Origin of the sequence: Nocardia sp. NPDC059691, assembly GCF_042733915.1 — a bacterium.
Lineage (GTDB): Bacteria > Actinomycetota > Actinomycetes > Mycobacteriales > Mycobacteriaceae > Nocardia > Nocardia sichangensis.
Map to the genome: position 1 here is coordinate 331,725 of NZ_JBHWFB010000004.1, position 15,271 is coordinate 346,995.

Below are 15,271 nucleotides of genomic sequence, written 5' to 3' on the forward strand. Positions count from 1 at the left end.
TCGGCCTTACCCCGAGATCCGGAATCCGGGATCGATGCCCCAGATCGTCAGCGTGAGAAAGAGATTCGCGAACACCATCACGACGATCACCATCTTGATGGCGCGCCCGGCCGCGACCCCGACGCCTTCCGGGCCACCGGTGGCGACGTAGCCGTGGTAACACTGGATGAACGTCGAAAGCAGCACGAACACCACTACTTTGAGCAGCGAGAAGAAGACGTCCGGGCCGATCAGGAACTGGAAGAAGTAGTGATCGTAGGTGCCCGCCGCCGTGCCGCCCAAGAACAGCACCGTGATCTTGGTGGCCAGGTAGGCGGTGGCGAGACCGATGCTGTAGAGCGGGATGATGGTCAGGGTCGCGGCGATCATGCGGGTGCTGATCAGATACGGCAGCGGGCGGATGGCGATGGATTCCAGCGCGTCGATCTCCTCGGAGATGCGCATCGAGCCCAGTTGAGCGGTGAACCGGCATCCCGCCTGGATGGCGAAAGCCAAGGTCGCCAGGATCGGCGCGAGTTCGCGAGTGGTCGCGAATCCGGAGATCGCTCCGGTGAGCGGAGACATCGTCAGCAGATTCAGAGCCGTGAACGACTCCATGCCGACGATGATGCCGCCGAACGCGCACAGGATGACGACCACACCGATCGTGCCGCCGCCCACGATGAGCGAGCCGTTGCCCCAGCCGACATCGGCCGTCAGCCGGGCCACCTCACGGCGATAGTGCTTCAGGACGAACGGGATGGCGATCAGCGCCTGGAAGAACGTGATGGCCTGATGCCCCACGCGCTGATTGGCGTGCACAGGCGCCAGCGCGACTTTCCCGGCGGCATGCAGGGGCCGCAGCGCCGGAGGTGTGTAGCTGCTCGCCATGCTCACACCACCTTCGCCGGAAAGAGCGTGTTGTACAGCTGAGTGAGAATGATGTTGGTGGCGAACAACATCAGCGCCGAGCTGACCACCGCCGAGTTCACCGCGTTGGCGACACCGCCAGGGCCGCCGTGCGCGTGCAAGCCGATATCACAGGCGATGACCGCGGTCAGCACACCGAAGATCGCGGCCTTGACCAAGGCGATGATCAGATCGTTCGCCACCGCGAAGGACGCGAACGAGCTGATGAACGAGCCCGGCGTACCGGATTGGGCGTACACGTTGAACATGTACGCGGTGGCGAATCCGACGAACACGACGAATCCGCAGAGCAGGACGCTCACCAGCACCGCCGCGGCGAGCCGGGGCGCGACCAGGCGGCGTACCGGATCGACGCCCATCACCATCATCGCGTCGATCTCTTCCCGGATGGTTCGCGATCCCAGATCGGCACAGATCGCCGAACCGACCGCACCGGCGACCATCAACGCCGACACCAGCGGAGCGCCCTGGCGGATGATGCCCAATCCGGCGACCGCGCCGATGAATGTCGTTGCGCCGACTTGATTCACGAGCGCGCCGACCTGGATGGATACCACGACGGCGATCGGGATGGCAACGAATACCGTCGGCGCCGCCGACACGTTGGCCATGAAGGCGCACTGCTTGATGAATTCCCGGTACGGGAATCGTGCCCGCACCAGTGAGACGAACAGCTGGACGAAGGCTTCACGGCCCAGAGTGACCTGCCTGCCCAGTGTTTCCAGCGACCGCTGGGGGTGGCGCCGCCACAAACCCGAAGCGCTGTCGATCATCTTCCCGAGCTCGCCCGGTTCCAGTGGCGGTTGCTTGTCGGCTGGCGTTCGCAACGAGGCAGTCACCGGTAGCCGTTCCTTTCCGATTTCTCGTCCACCGCGCCGGCGGCCGCCCCTTCGATGGCGCGGAGCGTGTGAAGTGTTGCACACCTCACAGACGTCAGACAAGTTACAAGTGATTCACTATTCCAGCAAAAAACGACATCCGTCGAAGCGCGCGGTCCAAGTCAAGGACCTTGTTCGATACCGCTTCTAGCCTGCATATACATGCGTCCACTGCACATAGATGACCACGCCGGAAAGCGAATCTCGAAAGTAAGTGATCATCTATTCTGCACTCGGACGACCGGAGCCGAGTCTGCGAAGCCGCTAGGCGAGGGCCTCCAGCCAACGTTGCAGCAGCACCGCGAGTGCGGCGAGCACCGCGCAGCCGGCCAGGAAAAGACCGAGTACGGCCACCCACAGCCCGAAGCGGAGCACGGGATTGACCTTCATCCGCCCACCGAGGATCTTGACCACGATCACGAGAACGTCGATGAGCCACACCAAAGCCATCATCAGGTCATGCACACATTCGAGAAGGTCAGCACGGGCCAGCACACGATCGATCCCAGGAACGACATCAGCAGATCGATGCCGTGCATATCGCGCAGATGACCGGTGTGCGTGAGCGTCCAGATCACCCCGGCCAGGCCGTAGGGAACGCCGATGATGATGAGAGTGCCGAGGAACTCGGAGACCTTCATCTCGTAACCGAGTATTCGGTCCAGCTTCTTGAGCATGCGTCGATGCATCCTTTCGCTTCGATCCACGCCGCCGCACACGCATCGGACACCACGGGACGAGGCGTCCGGCCGCGCGCGCCAGTCAACGAGATCCGCGCCGTATGTTAGTCGATATTCTTACATCTATGGAAGGGGTATCGAGAGATGCGGACCGGCAACTTGGATACAAGCAGGTAATAGCTCCATATCAGCAGCCTGTCGCCCGGATCATGTTGATGAATATTCTTCTGGATGTGCAGCACTGCGCCCGCACCACATGCGCCACGACACGCACGTCTACGTTGGTGGCGTTCGGTTTCGGCACGGCGCACATGTCGTCGATTGCGTCGACCACCGGCGCGAGCGCCTCGCCATCTGCGCCGCACACCCCGCCACGCCGCCACGTAAGGCCGAGGCGGGAATGGACTCCGTCGCACGGGCTTGACCTTGCCCCAGGGGCAAGGTTGGACGGTGGTCGGCATGAACAACAACGCACTGCACACCGCCGAAGCCCGAATTCGCGAGCAGATCGCCGCCTACTGCATGTCCAACGAAGTCCCCGGATTCGTCGCGGGCGTCTACCGTGCGGGCGAGCAGATCGTCGTCGCCCACGGCACCGCGAACGTCGCCACCGGGGCGCCGATGCGCGCGGACACCGGGTTCCTCTTCGGCTCGGTGACCAAGGTGCTGACCACCACGTTGGTCCTCCAGCAGGTCGAGCGCGGGCTGCTCGATCTGGACGCGCCGGTGGTGCGGTACCTGCCCGAGTTCGCCCTGACCGCGCCGGGCGCCGCGGAGAAGATCCTGGTTCGCCACCTCATTTCGCATACCAACGGCATCGATGCGGACTTGTTCTTCCCCGATGCGAAAGGGCGCGACTCCCTGAAAACTTATGTCGAGGGTCTCGCGCGCAATTGCGGTGTCCTGTTCGAGCCCGGCGAGCAGCTCAGCTACTCCAACGGCGGCATGATCGTCGCGGGCCGCTTGCTGGAGGTGGTGACCGGTCTGTCCTTCCCCGACCTGCTCGAGCGCGACGTCTACGCACCTGTCGGCATGACCGACTCCAGCACGTCGGCCGAACGAGCGATCCTGCGCAGCACCGCCATCGGGCACTTCCCGGACCCCGAGACCATGGCGGCCGAGCCCACCGGAATGTTCACACTGCCCGACACCTGGGGACCGGCGGGCGGCACGCCGATCGGCACCGTCGCCGACCTGCTCGCCTTCGGACGCACCCATCTCGCGGGCGGTGTGTCCCCCTCCGGAAGGCGCGTCCTCTCGGCCGGGTCTACCGCACTGATGCAACAGGTCTCGCACGACATGGCCACCCCGAACGTCCCCCCGATGGGCTTGGGTTGGGTGCGGTATCCGTTCGGCGACACGACCGTCCTCGCGATGTCGGGCGCGTCACCCGGCGGCGTGTCCATCCTGTGCGTCGTGCCCGAGCACGACCTGGTGTTCACCGCCTTCGGCAACACCCCGGGGGCGATCATGCTGCACGACCAGATTCTGCGCTGGCTGCTGAGCGAACACCTCGGCGTTCGGATCCCCACCCTGATCACCGAATCGGCGCAGGACATCGATCTCACCCCCTACGTGGGCACCTACCGTTCCGATCAGCTGCGCGTCGAGGTCGGCGTCGTCGACGGCCAACTCGAGGAGCGCGTGACCTACGAACCGGCGGACGCATCGCAGGAGCGGATCTTCACCGAGTTCGCCGGGGGCACGACCACCGCCCCTCCGCAACGGTACGTGCCGATCCGGCCCGGCCTTTTCGCGCCCGCCGGATACCCGTTCGAGACGTTCGACGGATACCTGCGACTGCTGCTCGTCTCCTTCCACGACATCCGTGACGGCCGAGCGCGTTTCCGCAACGGCGGCGGCCGACTTGCCCGGCGGGCCTGACCGCTGTCGGAGCCATCCGTCACGGCGGGCGAGGTCTCCGCCGTCCGAGGTGATGCGTGCGTGAACCGGTGCGTTCGCCATTAGGCTGACGCCGTCGAAGGTGACCGAACGGCCGATCCCGGTGTGGCGAGGCCGTCCTGAACGGTCGGGCGCGGAAAAGCGAGGTATGCGCTATGCGGGACAGTCGGTGGCGGCGGGTGGTCGCATCCGTCGTGTGCGGAGTCGGAGTGCTGGCGGGATCGTCGGTCGGCGCGGTGGCGGACCCGGCCGGTGACACCGGTGTCGTGTGGTTGTGCAGGCCGGATCGAGCCGACGACCCCTGCCGAGACAGCACGGCGACCACGGTGCGACAGGCGGGGCAACCCGATGTGCGGGAGGAGCCTACGCCTGCTGGGGATTCCGGGGTGGACTGCTTCTATGTGTATCCGACGGTGTCGTTGGAGCCGACGCCCAACTCCGACACTGCGGTGACCCGAGAGGTGCGGGCGGTGGCCGAACAGCAGGCCGCCCGATTCTCCCAGGTCTGTCAGGTCTTCGCGCCGGTTTACCGGCAGCGGACCCTCACCGCGCTGGCGCGGGAACGGGCGTACTCCCCCGACGAGCGCGCCGAGATGGCGCGGATCGCGTACGAGGACGTCCTGCGCGCGTGGCGGCAGTTCCTCGCGGAGCGCGAAAGCGGAAGGCCGATCGTCCTTCTCGGGCATTCGCAGGGTGCGCGCATGCTGCGCCAACTGACCCGGGAGGAGATCGACCCGCAGCAGGCGGTGCGCGAGCGGATCCTGTCGGCGATCCTGCTGGGTGGCAATGTGGTGGTGCCGAAGAACGGTGACGTCGGCGGCGACTTCCAGCACCTTCCGCTGTGCCGCGGCGAACAGCAGACACGGTGCGTCCTGGCCTGGCAGACCTTCGGCGCGACCCCGCCCCCGGACAGCCGATTCGGCCGCAACCCGACGACCCCTGAGCCGCTGCCGCGTCCTTACGGCCCGGACTACGAGGTCGCCTGCACCAATCCGACTTCGTTGAGCGGCAACGAGTCCCGCACCGCGGCCACCGTGCTCCGCACCGGTCCCGTGCCCAGCCCACTCGCCGCCGAACTGGCGCTGCGCCACGGGCCGTCCGCCGTCGCCGCGCCGACTCCGTGGCTGGTCCCCGCCGAGAAGTACCGGCTCCAATGCGTCCGCGACGGCGACGCGACGGCGCTACTGGCGACGCCGGAACCCGGCAGCGCCGAGCTGTACGCCGTCCCGGACGCGACCTGGGGCCTGCACCTCGCGGACGTGGAGATCGCACTGGGCGATCTGGTCCGCATCGTCGCGTCCCAGATCAGCGCCGACCGCGCGGCGCACCGCTGAACGCCGGAGTCCGCGAAGCCGCCCATCGCTCCGAACCGGCCCGACCCGGTTCGGCACCCGAGACCGCGCGGCGATGCCCGACCGCGCGGGGAATCGGCCACAGGCGCGGCTATTCGGGGATGGTCGCTATCGCATCGATCTCCACCAGCGCGCCGGGGCGAGCGTGTCCCGCGGTGGAGACGACCGTGATGGCGGTGCGGTGGTCGCCCCACACTTTCCGCGCCGCAGCGTATCCCGCCTGTGCGTCGACCCCGGCGACAAGGTAGATCGTGAGTTTGACGACGTGTTCGGGACCGGTATTCGCAGACGCCAGCACGGTCAGTACGTTGCGCATGGCCTGGATGGTCTGCTCTTCCAAGCCGTCCAGCAGTTCTCCCGTGCTGTCGGTGCCGAGCTGACCGCCGACATAGACCGTCTGGGCAGCGGGCGCGATCACGCCCTGTGTGAAGGCCGGGTTGTGATGCAGTTCTTCGGGGTCGAGGTGGGTCGTCTTCGTGATCATGGGTTTCCTGACAGCGTCGGAGTGTGTATAGAGGTCGCGGATCAGGCAGACCTCGGACAGGTGGTGGATCAGCTCACGGTGGATGTGCTGCACCAGATCGGCCATGGGCGCCTCGGGGAAGGGCTCGTTCGGGCCGATCGGGACCCGGAGTCCGGCGTCGCCGAGACCACGCACTCCGGTCAGCCAGATGTCGAGCTGGGCTTCGAGCTGGTCGAGCGCCGTGGCCGCGTCGCCCGCGTATTCCCATGTCTCGTACGCGGCCGCCGGCGCGCCGAAATGGGTCGCGTTGCGCGCGGCGAGCACGCCGACGATGACGTGACCGAGCCGCCAGGCGATCGTGGTGAACGGCGCGGGGACCGGATTCGGGAAGGCGTAGTCGATCGTGAAGTCCCCGGCCCCTGCCTGCACGGGCGCCGTCGAACTGCCACGCGGTCGCACGCTCCAGGCGTCCGGTACCGGAGACCAGAAGTACTCGTCGTCGGTGAGACCGTGGAGCCGGTCGCGTAGCTGATCGTTCCAGTGGGCTTCCCACTGCTCGCGCAGTGTCTTGTTCCAGTCGAGTGCGTCTGCGTTCATGCCGCCACCCTGGCACCCCTAGCGGACAGAATCGGTCCGCTATTTCTGGCAGGCTGAGCGACATGGAAGCGGCGAGCGGTACCGAGCGGGGCACGACCGAGCGGGTGCTGACCCTGCTCGGACTGCTGCAGCAACGCCAGGTCTGGACCGCGCGCGAGCTCGCGGAGCGGCTGGGAGTCACGCCGCGCACGGTACGGCGCGATGTCGAGCGCCTGCGCACGCTCGGCTATCCGGTGCACGCCTGTCACGGCGTCGGCGGCGGCTATCAGCTCGGCCGGGGACAGGAGCTGCCGCCGCTGCTGCTCGACGACGAGGAAGCGATCGTCACCGCGGTCTCGCTCCTCGGCGGCGCGGGCGCCGCGGTCGCGGGCGCCGGGGATGTCGCGCTCCGGGCGCTGGCCAAACTCGACCGGGTGCTGCCCACCCGTTTGCGGCACGAAGTGCAGGCACTCTCCGGCTCGGTGGAGTCCTTCGGCGGAGGTCACCCGCCGGTCGACCCCGACGTGCTGATGACGCTGGCCAGAGCCTGCCGCGACGAGGTCGAGGCCGGTTTCGACTATCCCGCCGGAGACCGGGTGCGCCGGCGGCGGGTCGAGCCCTACCGCTTGGTCGCCTCCGACCGGCGCTGGTACCTGCTGGCCTTCGACCTCGATCGTGCGGACTGGCGCAGCTTCCGTGTCGACCGGATGACCGAGGTGGCCGCGCGGACGTGGCGCTTCCGACCACGCGCGGCGCCCGAGGCTGCGGCCTACGTGCAGGAAGGCGTGGCGAACCGGGTCTACCCACTGCGGGCCCGCTTCCTCGTGCACGCCTCCGCCGACACGGTGCGCGCGCAGATTCCGGCGTCGGCGGCCGTCGTACGGCCGTGCGGCAGCGGGCGCTGCGAGGTCCGCAGCGGAGCCGACCACAGCCTGGACTTCGTGCTCATGCATGTGCTGTTGCTGGGGCACGACTTCGAGATACTCGACCCGCCCGAGCTCGCGCACCGCGCCCGCGCGCTGGCCGAGAAACTGCTGTCGGCTGGTGTGACAGCCGCACCGACGCAGCGCATCGCGGATTCGTGAGCCCGTCGCGGCCCACGAGCGTCGCGAGCCTCGGATGTAGCGGTTCGCGCCCTCGCGTCCACGGCATGGACACCCGCGCATCGCTCGTGTGCGTCCTACTGCCGAGCGAGTACAACCGGCTCGGTACCGGAGCCGGTCGGTGTCCCGGCCTGTGCGGTTCCACCGCCCGATTCGCCGCACGTGGGCGACGCCGACGGCGGTCTGTAGGTCAGACAGGCTGCCGATGCTCCGTCCACTGCCAGGAAGACCACTATGCGCGCGGTGTCGAGTACGCCCGTTTCCCGCGCATGGAGGTAGGCGTGTACCGGCCCCGCGGTGTAGGGATCTCCGATCGAGGCGTCGAAACCGACGACCGACCGCGACGGAATGGCGAGCGCGCCGGCCAAGCGGACGCGGAAGTCGACGGCCTGGTCGGGCGCCAGCAGCAGCGCGTGTCCTTCGGCGAAGTGGCGGCCGTCGAGCCCTTCGGAGTCCAGACAGGCACGCACCACCTCGGCCGCCGAATCCACCCGGTCCTCCGCACCGGTACGAACGCGGATCGCGCTGCGACCGTCGGCGCCGACGTCGTTCAGCGGCACCCAGGCGATGGGGCCGACCGGGCCGGTGGTGTCGCGCGTGTGCAGCCGCCCGAATCCTCCTGTGGCAGGCGAGGTTCCGAGCAACAGGGCGGCGCCGCTGGCGCTGTAGGGGAAATCGGCGACGTGGCGCTCGGTCGAGGGGTGGGTGTCGCCCGCGACGAGCAACGCGTACCGAACCGTGCCGGTGGCGAGGAAGGTGTCGGCGGTCGCGATGGCGTGCAGCAGGCCGCAGGCCCCGTGCATCAGGTCGAAGGACAGAACCGGGACGCGCCCGGCCGCATACGTGAGCCCGAGGCCGATCCGCTTCTGGATGAGGGCCGACACCGCCGGCTCGGAGATATTGCTGTCCCGGAAGACGCCCCCGTTGATCAGCATCCCGATCTCGCGCAGGCCGATCTCCGAGCGCTCGACGCAGGCCAGTGCCGCGCGAGTGGCCAGTTCGAGGTAGCTGCCGGTGTCGAGGTCGCGGTTCGTCGCGGCCGAGACGATCGTCGTCGCCATGCTCATGCCGCCAAACGCGAGATGGTCGCGGCGAGATACCCGGAGACGATGCCCGATGCCGCGGGAATCATCAGAATCTTGGATCCCTTCGGGACCTTCTGTTGCGCGAGATGCTCGTGCAGGACTAGGAAGTGAGAGGTCGAAGCGGTATTGCCGTAGTCGTGCAGCACGTTGAGGGCCTGCGGCATCGGCGTGCCGAAATGCCGTTCGGTCAGATCCGAGATGTACTCGATAGCCGGCGCGCTGAATTGATGATGGATCCAGTAGTCGTATTTCTCGCTCTCCCAGGTGCGTCCGGTCTCGGCGAGGAAGTCGGCCATACGGTCGATGCCCTGCCGATAGCGGGCTTCGTTCTGCATGGCGCGGTTGTCGGTGTACATCGCGATGCCTCCGGTGCGGTCGCTGGGCATTCCGATGCAGTGCTCGGCGCCGTCGGCCGCGGTCATCAGCTCGACATAGTGCAGTTCGTCCTCGTCGTCGCCCCGGTCGTCGAGCACAACCGCGACCGCGGCGTCACCGACCGTCAACGCCGCGAATTGCGGGTCGTAGGGGCGGCTGATCTCGCGCAGCGCCGTCTCGGCGATCGGCGTGATCTGCTCGCCGCTGACCACCAGGCCGTTGCGCACCGCACCGGCCTTGATCATGCGATCGAGCACCATCACTCCGGTGATCATCCCGGCGCAGGCATTGGAGACATCGAAGTGCCGAGCCGTGTTCGCGCCGATCGCATTGCCGAGCATGAGCGCGAAAGAAGGTGCGTAGCAGAAGACTCCCGCGCCGCGAGTACGCGTGATGGAGGTCGAGATGACGACGTCCAATTCGTCGGCCCGATACCCGGAATGCCACAGACAGTCCTCGATCGCGTACAACGCCAGCTCGAAGGACGATTCGTACCGGTCCGGATCCGAGTCGTAGACACGACGATTCTTGATCCCGGTGATGCGCTCCAGGTCCAGCGACCGCGGCACGGCCAGCTCGGCGATCAGATCCTCGGTGGAGCGGACAGTCGTCGGCGTGTACGCGCCGATCGACTCGAAACGAGTACGGATCATGCTCCCCTGCCTTCCGCTTCAGTCGGCGTCGATTGTCGTGTTGCTCAGCGATAACGGTGTCGCTGGTCGTGGGTGCGCCTACCCGGTGAGTCCGACCAGAGCGGCGCTGACTTCACACAACTGCTGCCCGAGTGCGTCGTCCTGCGCGAGGCGGGACGGCGCCTTGACGCGGTTGTTCTGGAAGTAGCAGCCGCTGACCGCGGCGACTTCCGGGTCGGCGGCCAGGTAGGTCAGCGCTCGTCCTCCCTCCGCGGCGGAGATCATGAACAATCGCTTGGCGAGCGCCACGAAGGGTTGCCCGAACCACGGCATCGAATCCCAGATCCCGGTTGCCACCGCACCGGGGTGAAAGGCGTTGACCGTTACGCCGGTTCCCTCCAGACGCCGCGCCAGCGCCCGGGCGTACAGGACGTTCGCCAGCTTGGACCGGCTGTATGCCTTTTCTCCCGAATAACTCTCCCGGAACTCCAGATCGGCGAAATCCATGGTGGCGCCGAATTGCATGACCGACGAGGTGAACACGATGCGCGACGGGGCGCTGCGCACCATCAGATCCGTCAGCAGTTCGGTGAGCAGGAAACCACCGAGATGGTTGACGGCGAACGTCGCCTCGATGCCGTCCACGGTCTCGCTCCTGGCCTTGTGGTAGCCACCTGCGTTGTTGGCCAGCACATCCAGCCGGTCGTAGGCGGACGAAACCTCCTTCGCCAGCTGACGGACCGACGACTGCGACGCGAAATCGCACTCCAGCGTGTCGACTCCCGCCGCCCCCGCGCCTCGGACCAGCTTCGCCGCGGCGGAGAGCTTCTCCGGATTCCGCCCCACCAACACGAGCCGATTCCCTTGCGCCGCCAGCTGCTGAGCCGACTCCAGCCCGATACCCGATGTCGCCCCCGTGATCAGGATTGTCTGCACAGCCGACCACCCTGCCACAGAAGTTTCCTCGGAGATTGCTGACACGAGCCATCCGAACCGAGATTTCCGTCGTCGCCGACCTCGGCTTCGCCGAGCATGTCCGACTCACGCCGAAGTCTCGGCTCAGGCTGCGGCTGTGGCGAAGCGGCTCCTGCGGCGAACCAAAAGCCCCGCGGTGGCGAGGTGAACGAGCGCGAGCGCGCTTCCGCCTGCCATCATGCCCGGAATTCCCTGCGCGGCGCCGATGGCGACGTCACCGAGCTGTACCGCGCCGGACACGATGAGCAGCGGTAGGAGTGCCCTCTTGCGGCGGCCGGCCAGGCTGAACAGCAGCGCGGCACCCAGCGGGATCACCCGGGCCGCGTACGCCTGGGCATACAGATCGATCCCGGGCGAGTCCGCGCCGATCGAGATCGCGGCGGTCGGATCGACCAGTGCCGCGACGCTGAAGGCCACGGCGGTGGCCGCGCCGATCGCATTGACAACGACCGCGGTTCGACTGAGCTTCTCGTCCTGCATTTTTCACTCCAAAAATCATTCAGACCGTGACTGATTTAGGTTCAGTATTATGCTCGCCATGAAGAACGTCAAGGCGGAAAAGCTGCCGGAGACCCTCAGCTTCCGGCTCGGACTGCTGGGCGCGTTCCTGACCGACCGCTTCAGCGCCGATGTGTCGGGTCTCGAGCTCAAGCCGAAGCACGCCGGGATGTTGAATGTGTTGGCGGCCAACGGACCGACATCGCAGATGGAGATGGCACAGCTACTGCGCGTCGCGCCGAGTCTGGTCGTCGCGCTGGCCGACCACCTCGAGTCCCTCGGGGCCATCGAACGGTTGCGAGACCCGAAGGATCGCCGCCGTCAGAATCTGAACCTGACCCCGCACGGCCGCGCGCTACTGCGCAAATGCCTCGACGCCGCGCGGGCGATCGACGCCGAGACCACCACGGATCTCACCGCCGCCGAGCGTGCCGACCTGCATCGCATCCTCGGCACGATCGCCGATCGGCTGGGGCTGCCCAGCTGATGGCGTGCGAGCGCTGCCACCGTAGCCGTCGCCTCGGCAGGCCGATCGGCGAAACGGGGTATGGTTAGCTCTATGAACACCCAAAGGTTGCGAATCCGCCGCGATTTGTGTGTTGTGAAGTTGTGACCAACACTTCCGGAGACGCGTACCCCCTCGCGGACACGATGACCACCACGGTCGCGGCCCACGACGGCGCCACGGTGCTGACGGTGGCCGGCGAGGTCGATCTCGCGACGGCGCCCGCACTGGAGAATGCGATCGATGCCATTCTCAGCGGCAAGCCCGCGGCCCTGATCATCGACCTCACCGCGGTCAGCTTCCTCGCCTCGGCGGGCATGGCGACGCTCGTCGCGGCCCACCAGCGCGCCGGCTCGACCACCGCGATCGCCGTCGTCGCCGAGGGCCCGGCGACCAGTCGGCAACTGAAGATGACCAGCCTGGATCAGGTCTTCGCGCTGCATTCGACGTTGGACGCCGCGCTGGCGGCGCTCCGGCAGAGATGACGCGTGCCGCTGCCGCCGTCGCACCCGTCGACGGCGGCAGCGCCTTGCTCAGACCAGTTCGCGCAGCTGTTCGATCAGCTTGACGCGCTCGGCGGCGGTGGCCGCCATCGGAACGACGTTCAGGACCGTCACGCCGGCTTCCTTGAAGGCCGCGACCCGCTCCTTGACGTATCCGGCCGAGCCGACCAGGGAGATGTCCCGGACCAGCTGGTCCGGGACCGCCTTCGTCGCGGCCTCCTTCTCCCCCGCCAGGTACAGCTCCTGGATGCGGTCGGCCTCGGCGCCGTAGCCGTACTTGGTGGCCAGGGTGTGGTAGAAGTTCTTGCCCTTGGCGCCCATGCCGCCGATGTAGAGCGCCAGATGCGGCTTCACGAACTGCAGCAGCGGTTCGACGTTGTCCCCGATGGCCAGGGCCGGACCCGCGTACACGTCCAGGTCGCCCAAGGCGGAGTCGCGCTTGGCCAGACCCGCGGTGAGCGAGTCCGCCCACACATCCTTCGCCTTCTCCGGCAGGAAGAAGATCGGCTGCCAGCCCTCGGCGATCTCGGCGGCCAGTTCCACGTTCTTCGGCCCGAGCGCGGCCAGCAGCACCGGAATGCGCTCACGCACCGGGTGGTTGATCAGCTTGAGCGGCTTGCCGAGACCGGTGCCCCGTTCGGCGGGCAGCGGGATCTGGTAGTACTTGCCCTGGTATTCCAGGCGCTCGCGCCGCCAGACCTTCCGGCAGATCTCGACCAGTTCCCTGGTCCGGCCGATCGGCGCGTCATAGGGCACGCCGTGGAAGCCCTCGATCACCTGCGGACCCGACGCGCCCAGCCCGAGCACGTACCGTCCGTCGGAGACGAAGTCCAGGCCCGCCGCGGTCATGGCGGTCAGGCTAGGGGTACGCGTGTAGAGCTGCAGGATGCCGGAGGCCAACTGCAGGCGCGTGGTCTTCGCGGCCAGGTAACCGAGCGCGCTCACCGCGTCGAACGAGTACGCCTCGGGCACGAACACGATGTCCAGGCCCGCCCGCTCGAGGTCGGCGACTTCGGCCGCCGCCTCTTTGAAGCCCCCCGAGTAGTTGATGCTCAATCCGATGCGCATGGCACTCAACATAACGGCGGGTACGCTCGGGCCGCGCACCGGCCACAGGGGAAGGCCCGGCAAGGCGTGGTCACGACCGTACGACCGGCGGCACGGGGTAGCGTCTACTCGTAGACCATCCTCGCCGTAAACGAAAGGCAACACCCTCGTGTCGCAGACCAGCTCGTCGTCCACGGAAACTGCGCCGTCCTTCGGCGGGGCCGCCCTGGCGCAGTACCTGAGCGATCTGGCCGCCAAGATTCCCGCACCGGGCGGCGGCGCGGTGGCCGCGCTGCACGCCGCGCAGGCCGCCGCGCTCGTCGCGATGGTCGCGCGATACACCACCCGCGCCAAGGACGCCGAGAACCGGCCGGTGGTCGATCGGATCATCGAGGCCGCCGACGCGGCCCGCGAGCGCGCTCTCGCGCTGGCCGACGCCGACGCCGCCGCGTTCACGGCTGTCGGCGCCGCCTACAAGCTGCCCAAGGACACCCCGGAGGATCTCGCCGCCCGCACCGCGGCGATCAACGACGCCCTGATCGAGGCCGCCCGCGTGCCCGCCGCCGTCGTCGACGAGGCGGACGAGGTGCTGTCGCTGGCGGCGGAGCTGTTCCCGATCGGGAATCCGAACGTCGTCACCGACATCGGCGCGGCCGCCGACGCCTGCCGCGCCGCCGCGACCTCCTCGCAGCTCAACATCGAGATCAACGTGGCGTCGCTGCCCGCCGCCGAGGGCGACCGGTTCGCCGCGGTCCTGGTGCGGATCGACGAGCTGACCGCGCGGGCGGACGCCCTGCACGCCGACGTCGTGCACGCCGTTCGCCGCTGACTCGCTCGCGCGGGCCACGGCCCGGCCCCGTCAGGCGGGCGGGTTCCAAGCGACCAGCACGATCTTGCCGCGCACCCGTCCGGACTCGCTGAGTTCGTGCGCCTTCGCGGCATCCGCGAGCGGTAGCACTTGGTCGATGGTCGCGCGCAGATGACCGCGCTCGACCATCGTGGTGATCTCGCGCAGCGATACCCCGGACGGTTCGACATAGAACCGCTCGTAACGCGGATCGGCTTCCGCATCCGAACCCTGCGTGTCGATCAATCTGCCGTCGGGCCGGAGCACCGGGACCGAGCGAGAACCGTACGCTCCACCGACCAGGTCGAGCACGACGTCGACGTCGCGCACCGCGGCGCCGAAATCGACCGCGGTGTAGTCGATCACCTCGTCGGCGCCGAGTCCGCGCAGGTATTCGTGGTTGACCGCGCGTGCGGTGCCGATCACGTAGGCGCCCCGGTGCCGGGCTATCTGCACCGCCAGATGCCCGACGCCTCCCGCGGCGGCGTGCACCAGCAGGCGTTGCCCCGCTCCGAGCGCGGCCAGCGCCTGCCACGCGGTCAGCGCCGCCGTCGGCAGTGCCGCGGCGTGCACCAGGTCGAGGTTCCTCGGCTTCGGCGCCAGGGCGTGCGCTTGCGCCACAACGTATTCCGCGTTCGCGCCGCCGAAAACCATGCCGTATACCGGATCACCGACCGCGAACCGGTCCGCACCGGGTCCGAGTTCGGCCACGACACCCGACACGTCGAGCCCCAGCGTCAGCGGTGGATCGCCGAGCCTCCCGACCAGTCCGGCGCGCACCTTCCAGTCGGCGGCGTTGACGCTGGTCGCGGCGACCCGCACCAGCACCTCCCCCGGACCTGGCCGCGGCCGATCCACCTCGACCACTTGGAGCACTTCCGGGCCACCGAACGCGTATTGCGTGATTGCGAGCATGCACCGATTCTGGCCACCCGTGGTAC

At 67.7% G+C, this 15,271-nt stretch carries 17 protein-coding genes and 1 pseudogene; 6 read left to right on the forward strand and 12 right to left on the reverse strand.

Annotated elements, in window-relative coordinates; translation table 11 throughout:
* Window positions 1-6 precede the first annotated feature (6 nt).
* From ACFV2O_RS11820 to ACFV2O_RS11835, 4 genes are all read right to left on the reverse strand, one after another.
* Complete coding sequence (locus ACFV2O_RS11820) at window positions 7-870, reverse strand: ABC transporter permease (RefSeq protein WP_356961971.1); 864 nt, start codon at window positions 868-870, stop codon at window positions 7-9.
* 2 nt (window positions 871-872) lie between these two features.
* On the reverse strand, window positions 873-1,682 hold the full coding sequence (locus ACFV2O_RS11825; protein ID WP_355077680.1) for an ABC transporter permease: 810 nt from the start codon (window positions 1,680-1,682) through the stop codon (window positions 873-875).
* A 369-nt stretch (window positions 1,683-2,051) separates the two neighbouring features.
* Window positions 2,052-2,240 carry a hypothetical protein gene (locus ACFV2O_RS11830; RefSeq protein ID WP_379251788.1) on the reverse strand — a complete coding sequence of 63 codons (189 nt, stop codon included), beginning with the start codon at window positions 2,238-2,240 and terminating at the stop codon, window positions 2,052-2,054.
* Window positions 2,240-2,464, reverse strand: a complete 225-nt coding sequence (locus ACFV2O_RS11835; RefSeq protein ID WP_195080102.1) for a hypothetical protein — start codon at window positions 2,462-2,464, stop codon at window positions 2,240-2,242. Before ACFV2O_RS11835 ends, ACFV2O_RS11830 begins: the two co-directional genes overlap by 1 nt.
* A gap of 462 nt (window positions 2,465-2,926) precedes the next feature.
* Between ACFV2O_RS11835 and ACFV2O_RS11840 the strand changes: the two genes are divergently transcribed.
* Both ACFV2O_RS11840 and ACFV2O_RS11845 read left to right on the forward strand, forming a co-directional pair.
* Window positions 2,927-4,351, forward strand: a complete 1,425-nt coding sequence (locus ACFV2O_RS11840; protein ID WP_379251789.1) for a serine hydrolase domain-containing protein — start codon at window positions 2,927-2,929, stop codon at window positions 4,349-4,351.
* 173 nt (window positions 4,352-4,524) lie between these two features.
* The gene (locus tag ACFV2O_RS11845) at window positions 4,525-5,703 is read left to right on the forward strand and encodes a DUF3089 domain-containing protein (RefSeq protein WP_379251790.1); all 1,179 of its coding nucleotides are present in this window, start codon (window positions 4,525-4,527) and stop codon (window positions 5,701-5,703) included.
* 109 nt (window positions 5,704-5,812) lie between these two features.
* On the opposite strand, the gene ACFV2O_RS11850 is transcribed toward ACFV2O_RS11845, so the two are convergent.
* Both ACFV2O_RS11850 and ACFV2O_RS11855 read right to left on the reverse strand, forming a co-directional pair.
* Complete coding sequence (locus ACFV2O_RS11850) at window positions 5,813-6,205, reverse strand: RidA family protein (RefSeq protein WP_379251918.1); 393 nt, start codon at window positions 6,203-6,205, stop codon at window positions 5,813-5,815.
* Window positions 6,206-6,223: 18 nt separating this feature from the next.
* Window positions 6,224-6,781: pseudogene (locus ACFV2O_RS11855) on the reverse strand (DinB family protein); the annotation flags it as partial.
* 62 nt (window positions 6,782-6,843) lie between these two features.
* On the opposite strand from ACFV2O_RS11855, the gene ACFV2O_RS11860 reads away from it, so the two are divergent.
* Window positions 6,844-7,845 (forward strand): helix-turn-helix transcriptional regulator, encoded by a 1,002-nt coding sequence (locus ACFV2O_RS11860; protein WP_379251791.1) that lies wholly within the window; start codon window positions 6,844-6,846, stop codon window positions 7,843-7,845.
* A 95-nt stretch (window positions 7,846-7,940) separates the two neighbouring features.
* Here the strand turns inward: ACFV2O_RS11860 and ACFV2O_RS11865 are convergent, their stop codons facing one another.
* The 4 genes from ACFV2O_RS11865 to ACFV2O_RS11880 form a co-directional block, all read right to left on the reverse strand.
* Window positions 7,941-8,930: a hypothetical protein gene (locus tag ACFV2O_RS11865; protein WP_379251792.1), complete on the reverse strand. Its 990-nt coding sequence runs from the start codon at window positions 8,928-8,930 to the stop codon at window positions 7,941-7,943.
* Window positions 8,927-9,976, reverse strand: a complete 1,050-nt coding sequence (locus tag ACFV2O_RS11870) for a 3-oxoacyl-ACP synthase III family protein (protein ID WP_379251793.1) — start codon at window positions 9,974-9,976, stop codon at window positions 8,927-8,929. The genes ACFV2O_RS11865 and ACFV2O_RS11870 overlap by 4 nt, the downstream gene beginning before the upstream one ends.
* A 78-nt stretch (window positions 9,977-10,054) precedes the next feature.
* The gene (locus tag ACFV2O_RS11875; protein ID WP_379251794.1) at window positions 10,055-10,891 is read right to left on the reverse strand and encodes an SDR family oxidoreductase; all 837 of its coding nucleotides are present in this window, start codon (window positions 10,889-10,891) and stop codon (window positions 10,055-10,057) included.
* 123 nt (window positions 10,892-11,014) lie between these two features.
* Window positions 11,015-11,410 (reverse strand): hypothetical protein, encoded by a 396-nt coding sequence (locus ACFV2O_RS11880; RefSeq protein WP_379251795.1) that lies wholly within the window; start codon window positions 11,408-11,410, stop codon window positions 11,015-11,017.
* Between the two features lie 58 nt (window positions 11,411-11,468).
* Between ACFV2O_RS11880 and ACFV2O_RS11885 the strand changes: the two genes are divergently transcribed.
* Together ACFV2O_RS11885 and ACFV2O_RS11890 are read left to right on the forward strand one after the other, a co-directional pair.
* Window positions 11,469-11,915, forward strand: a complete 447-nt coding sequence (locus ACFV2O_RS11885; protein WP_355077420.1) for a MarR family transcriptional regulator — start codon at window positions 11,469-11,471, stop codon at window positions 11,913-11,915.
* A 164-nt stretch (window positions 11,916-12,079) separates the two neighbouring features.
* Entirely contained in the window at window positions 12,080-12,418 is a 339-nt protein-coding gene (locus ACFV2O_RS11890) for an STAS domain-containing protein (RefSeq protein ID WP_355077676.1), read from the forward strand.
* A 48-nt stretch (window positions 12,419-12,466) separates the two neighbouring features.
* Here the strand turns inward: ACFV2O_RS11890 and ACFV2O_RS11895 are convergent, their stop codons facing one another.
* On the reverse strand, window positions 12,467-13,504 hold the full coding sequence (locus ACFV2O_RS11895) for an LLM class F420-dependent oxidoreductase (RefSeq protein ID WP_379251796.1): 1,038 nt from the start codon (window positions 13,502-13,504) through the stop codon (window positions 12,467-12,469).
* A gap of 148 nt (window positions 13,505-13,652) precedes the next feature.
* Here ACFV2O_RS11895 and ACFV2O_RS11900 point away from each other — a divergent pair, with 148 nt between their 5' ends.
* A complete protein-coding gene (locus tag ACFV2O_RS11900; RefSeq protein WP_355077416.1) occupies window positions 13,653-14,312 on the forward strand; it encodes a cyclodeaminase/cyclohydrolase family protein in 660 nt (219 codons plus the stop codon).
* A 30-nt stretch (window positions 14,313-14,342) separates the two neighbouring features.
* Here the strand turns inward: ACFV2O_RS11900 and ACFV2O_RS11905 are convergent, their stop codons facing one another.
* Window positions 14,343-15,245 (reverse strand): NADP-dependent oxidoreductase, encoded by a 903-nt coding sequence (locus ACFV2O_RS11905; protein ID WP_379251797.1) that lies wholly within the window; start codon window positions 15,243-15,245, stop codon window positions 14,343-14,345.
* Between the last annotated feature and the right edge of the window lie 26 nt (window positions 15,246-15,271).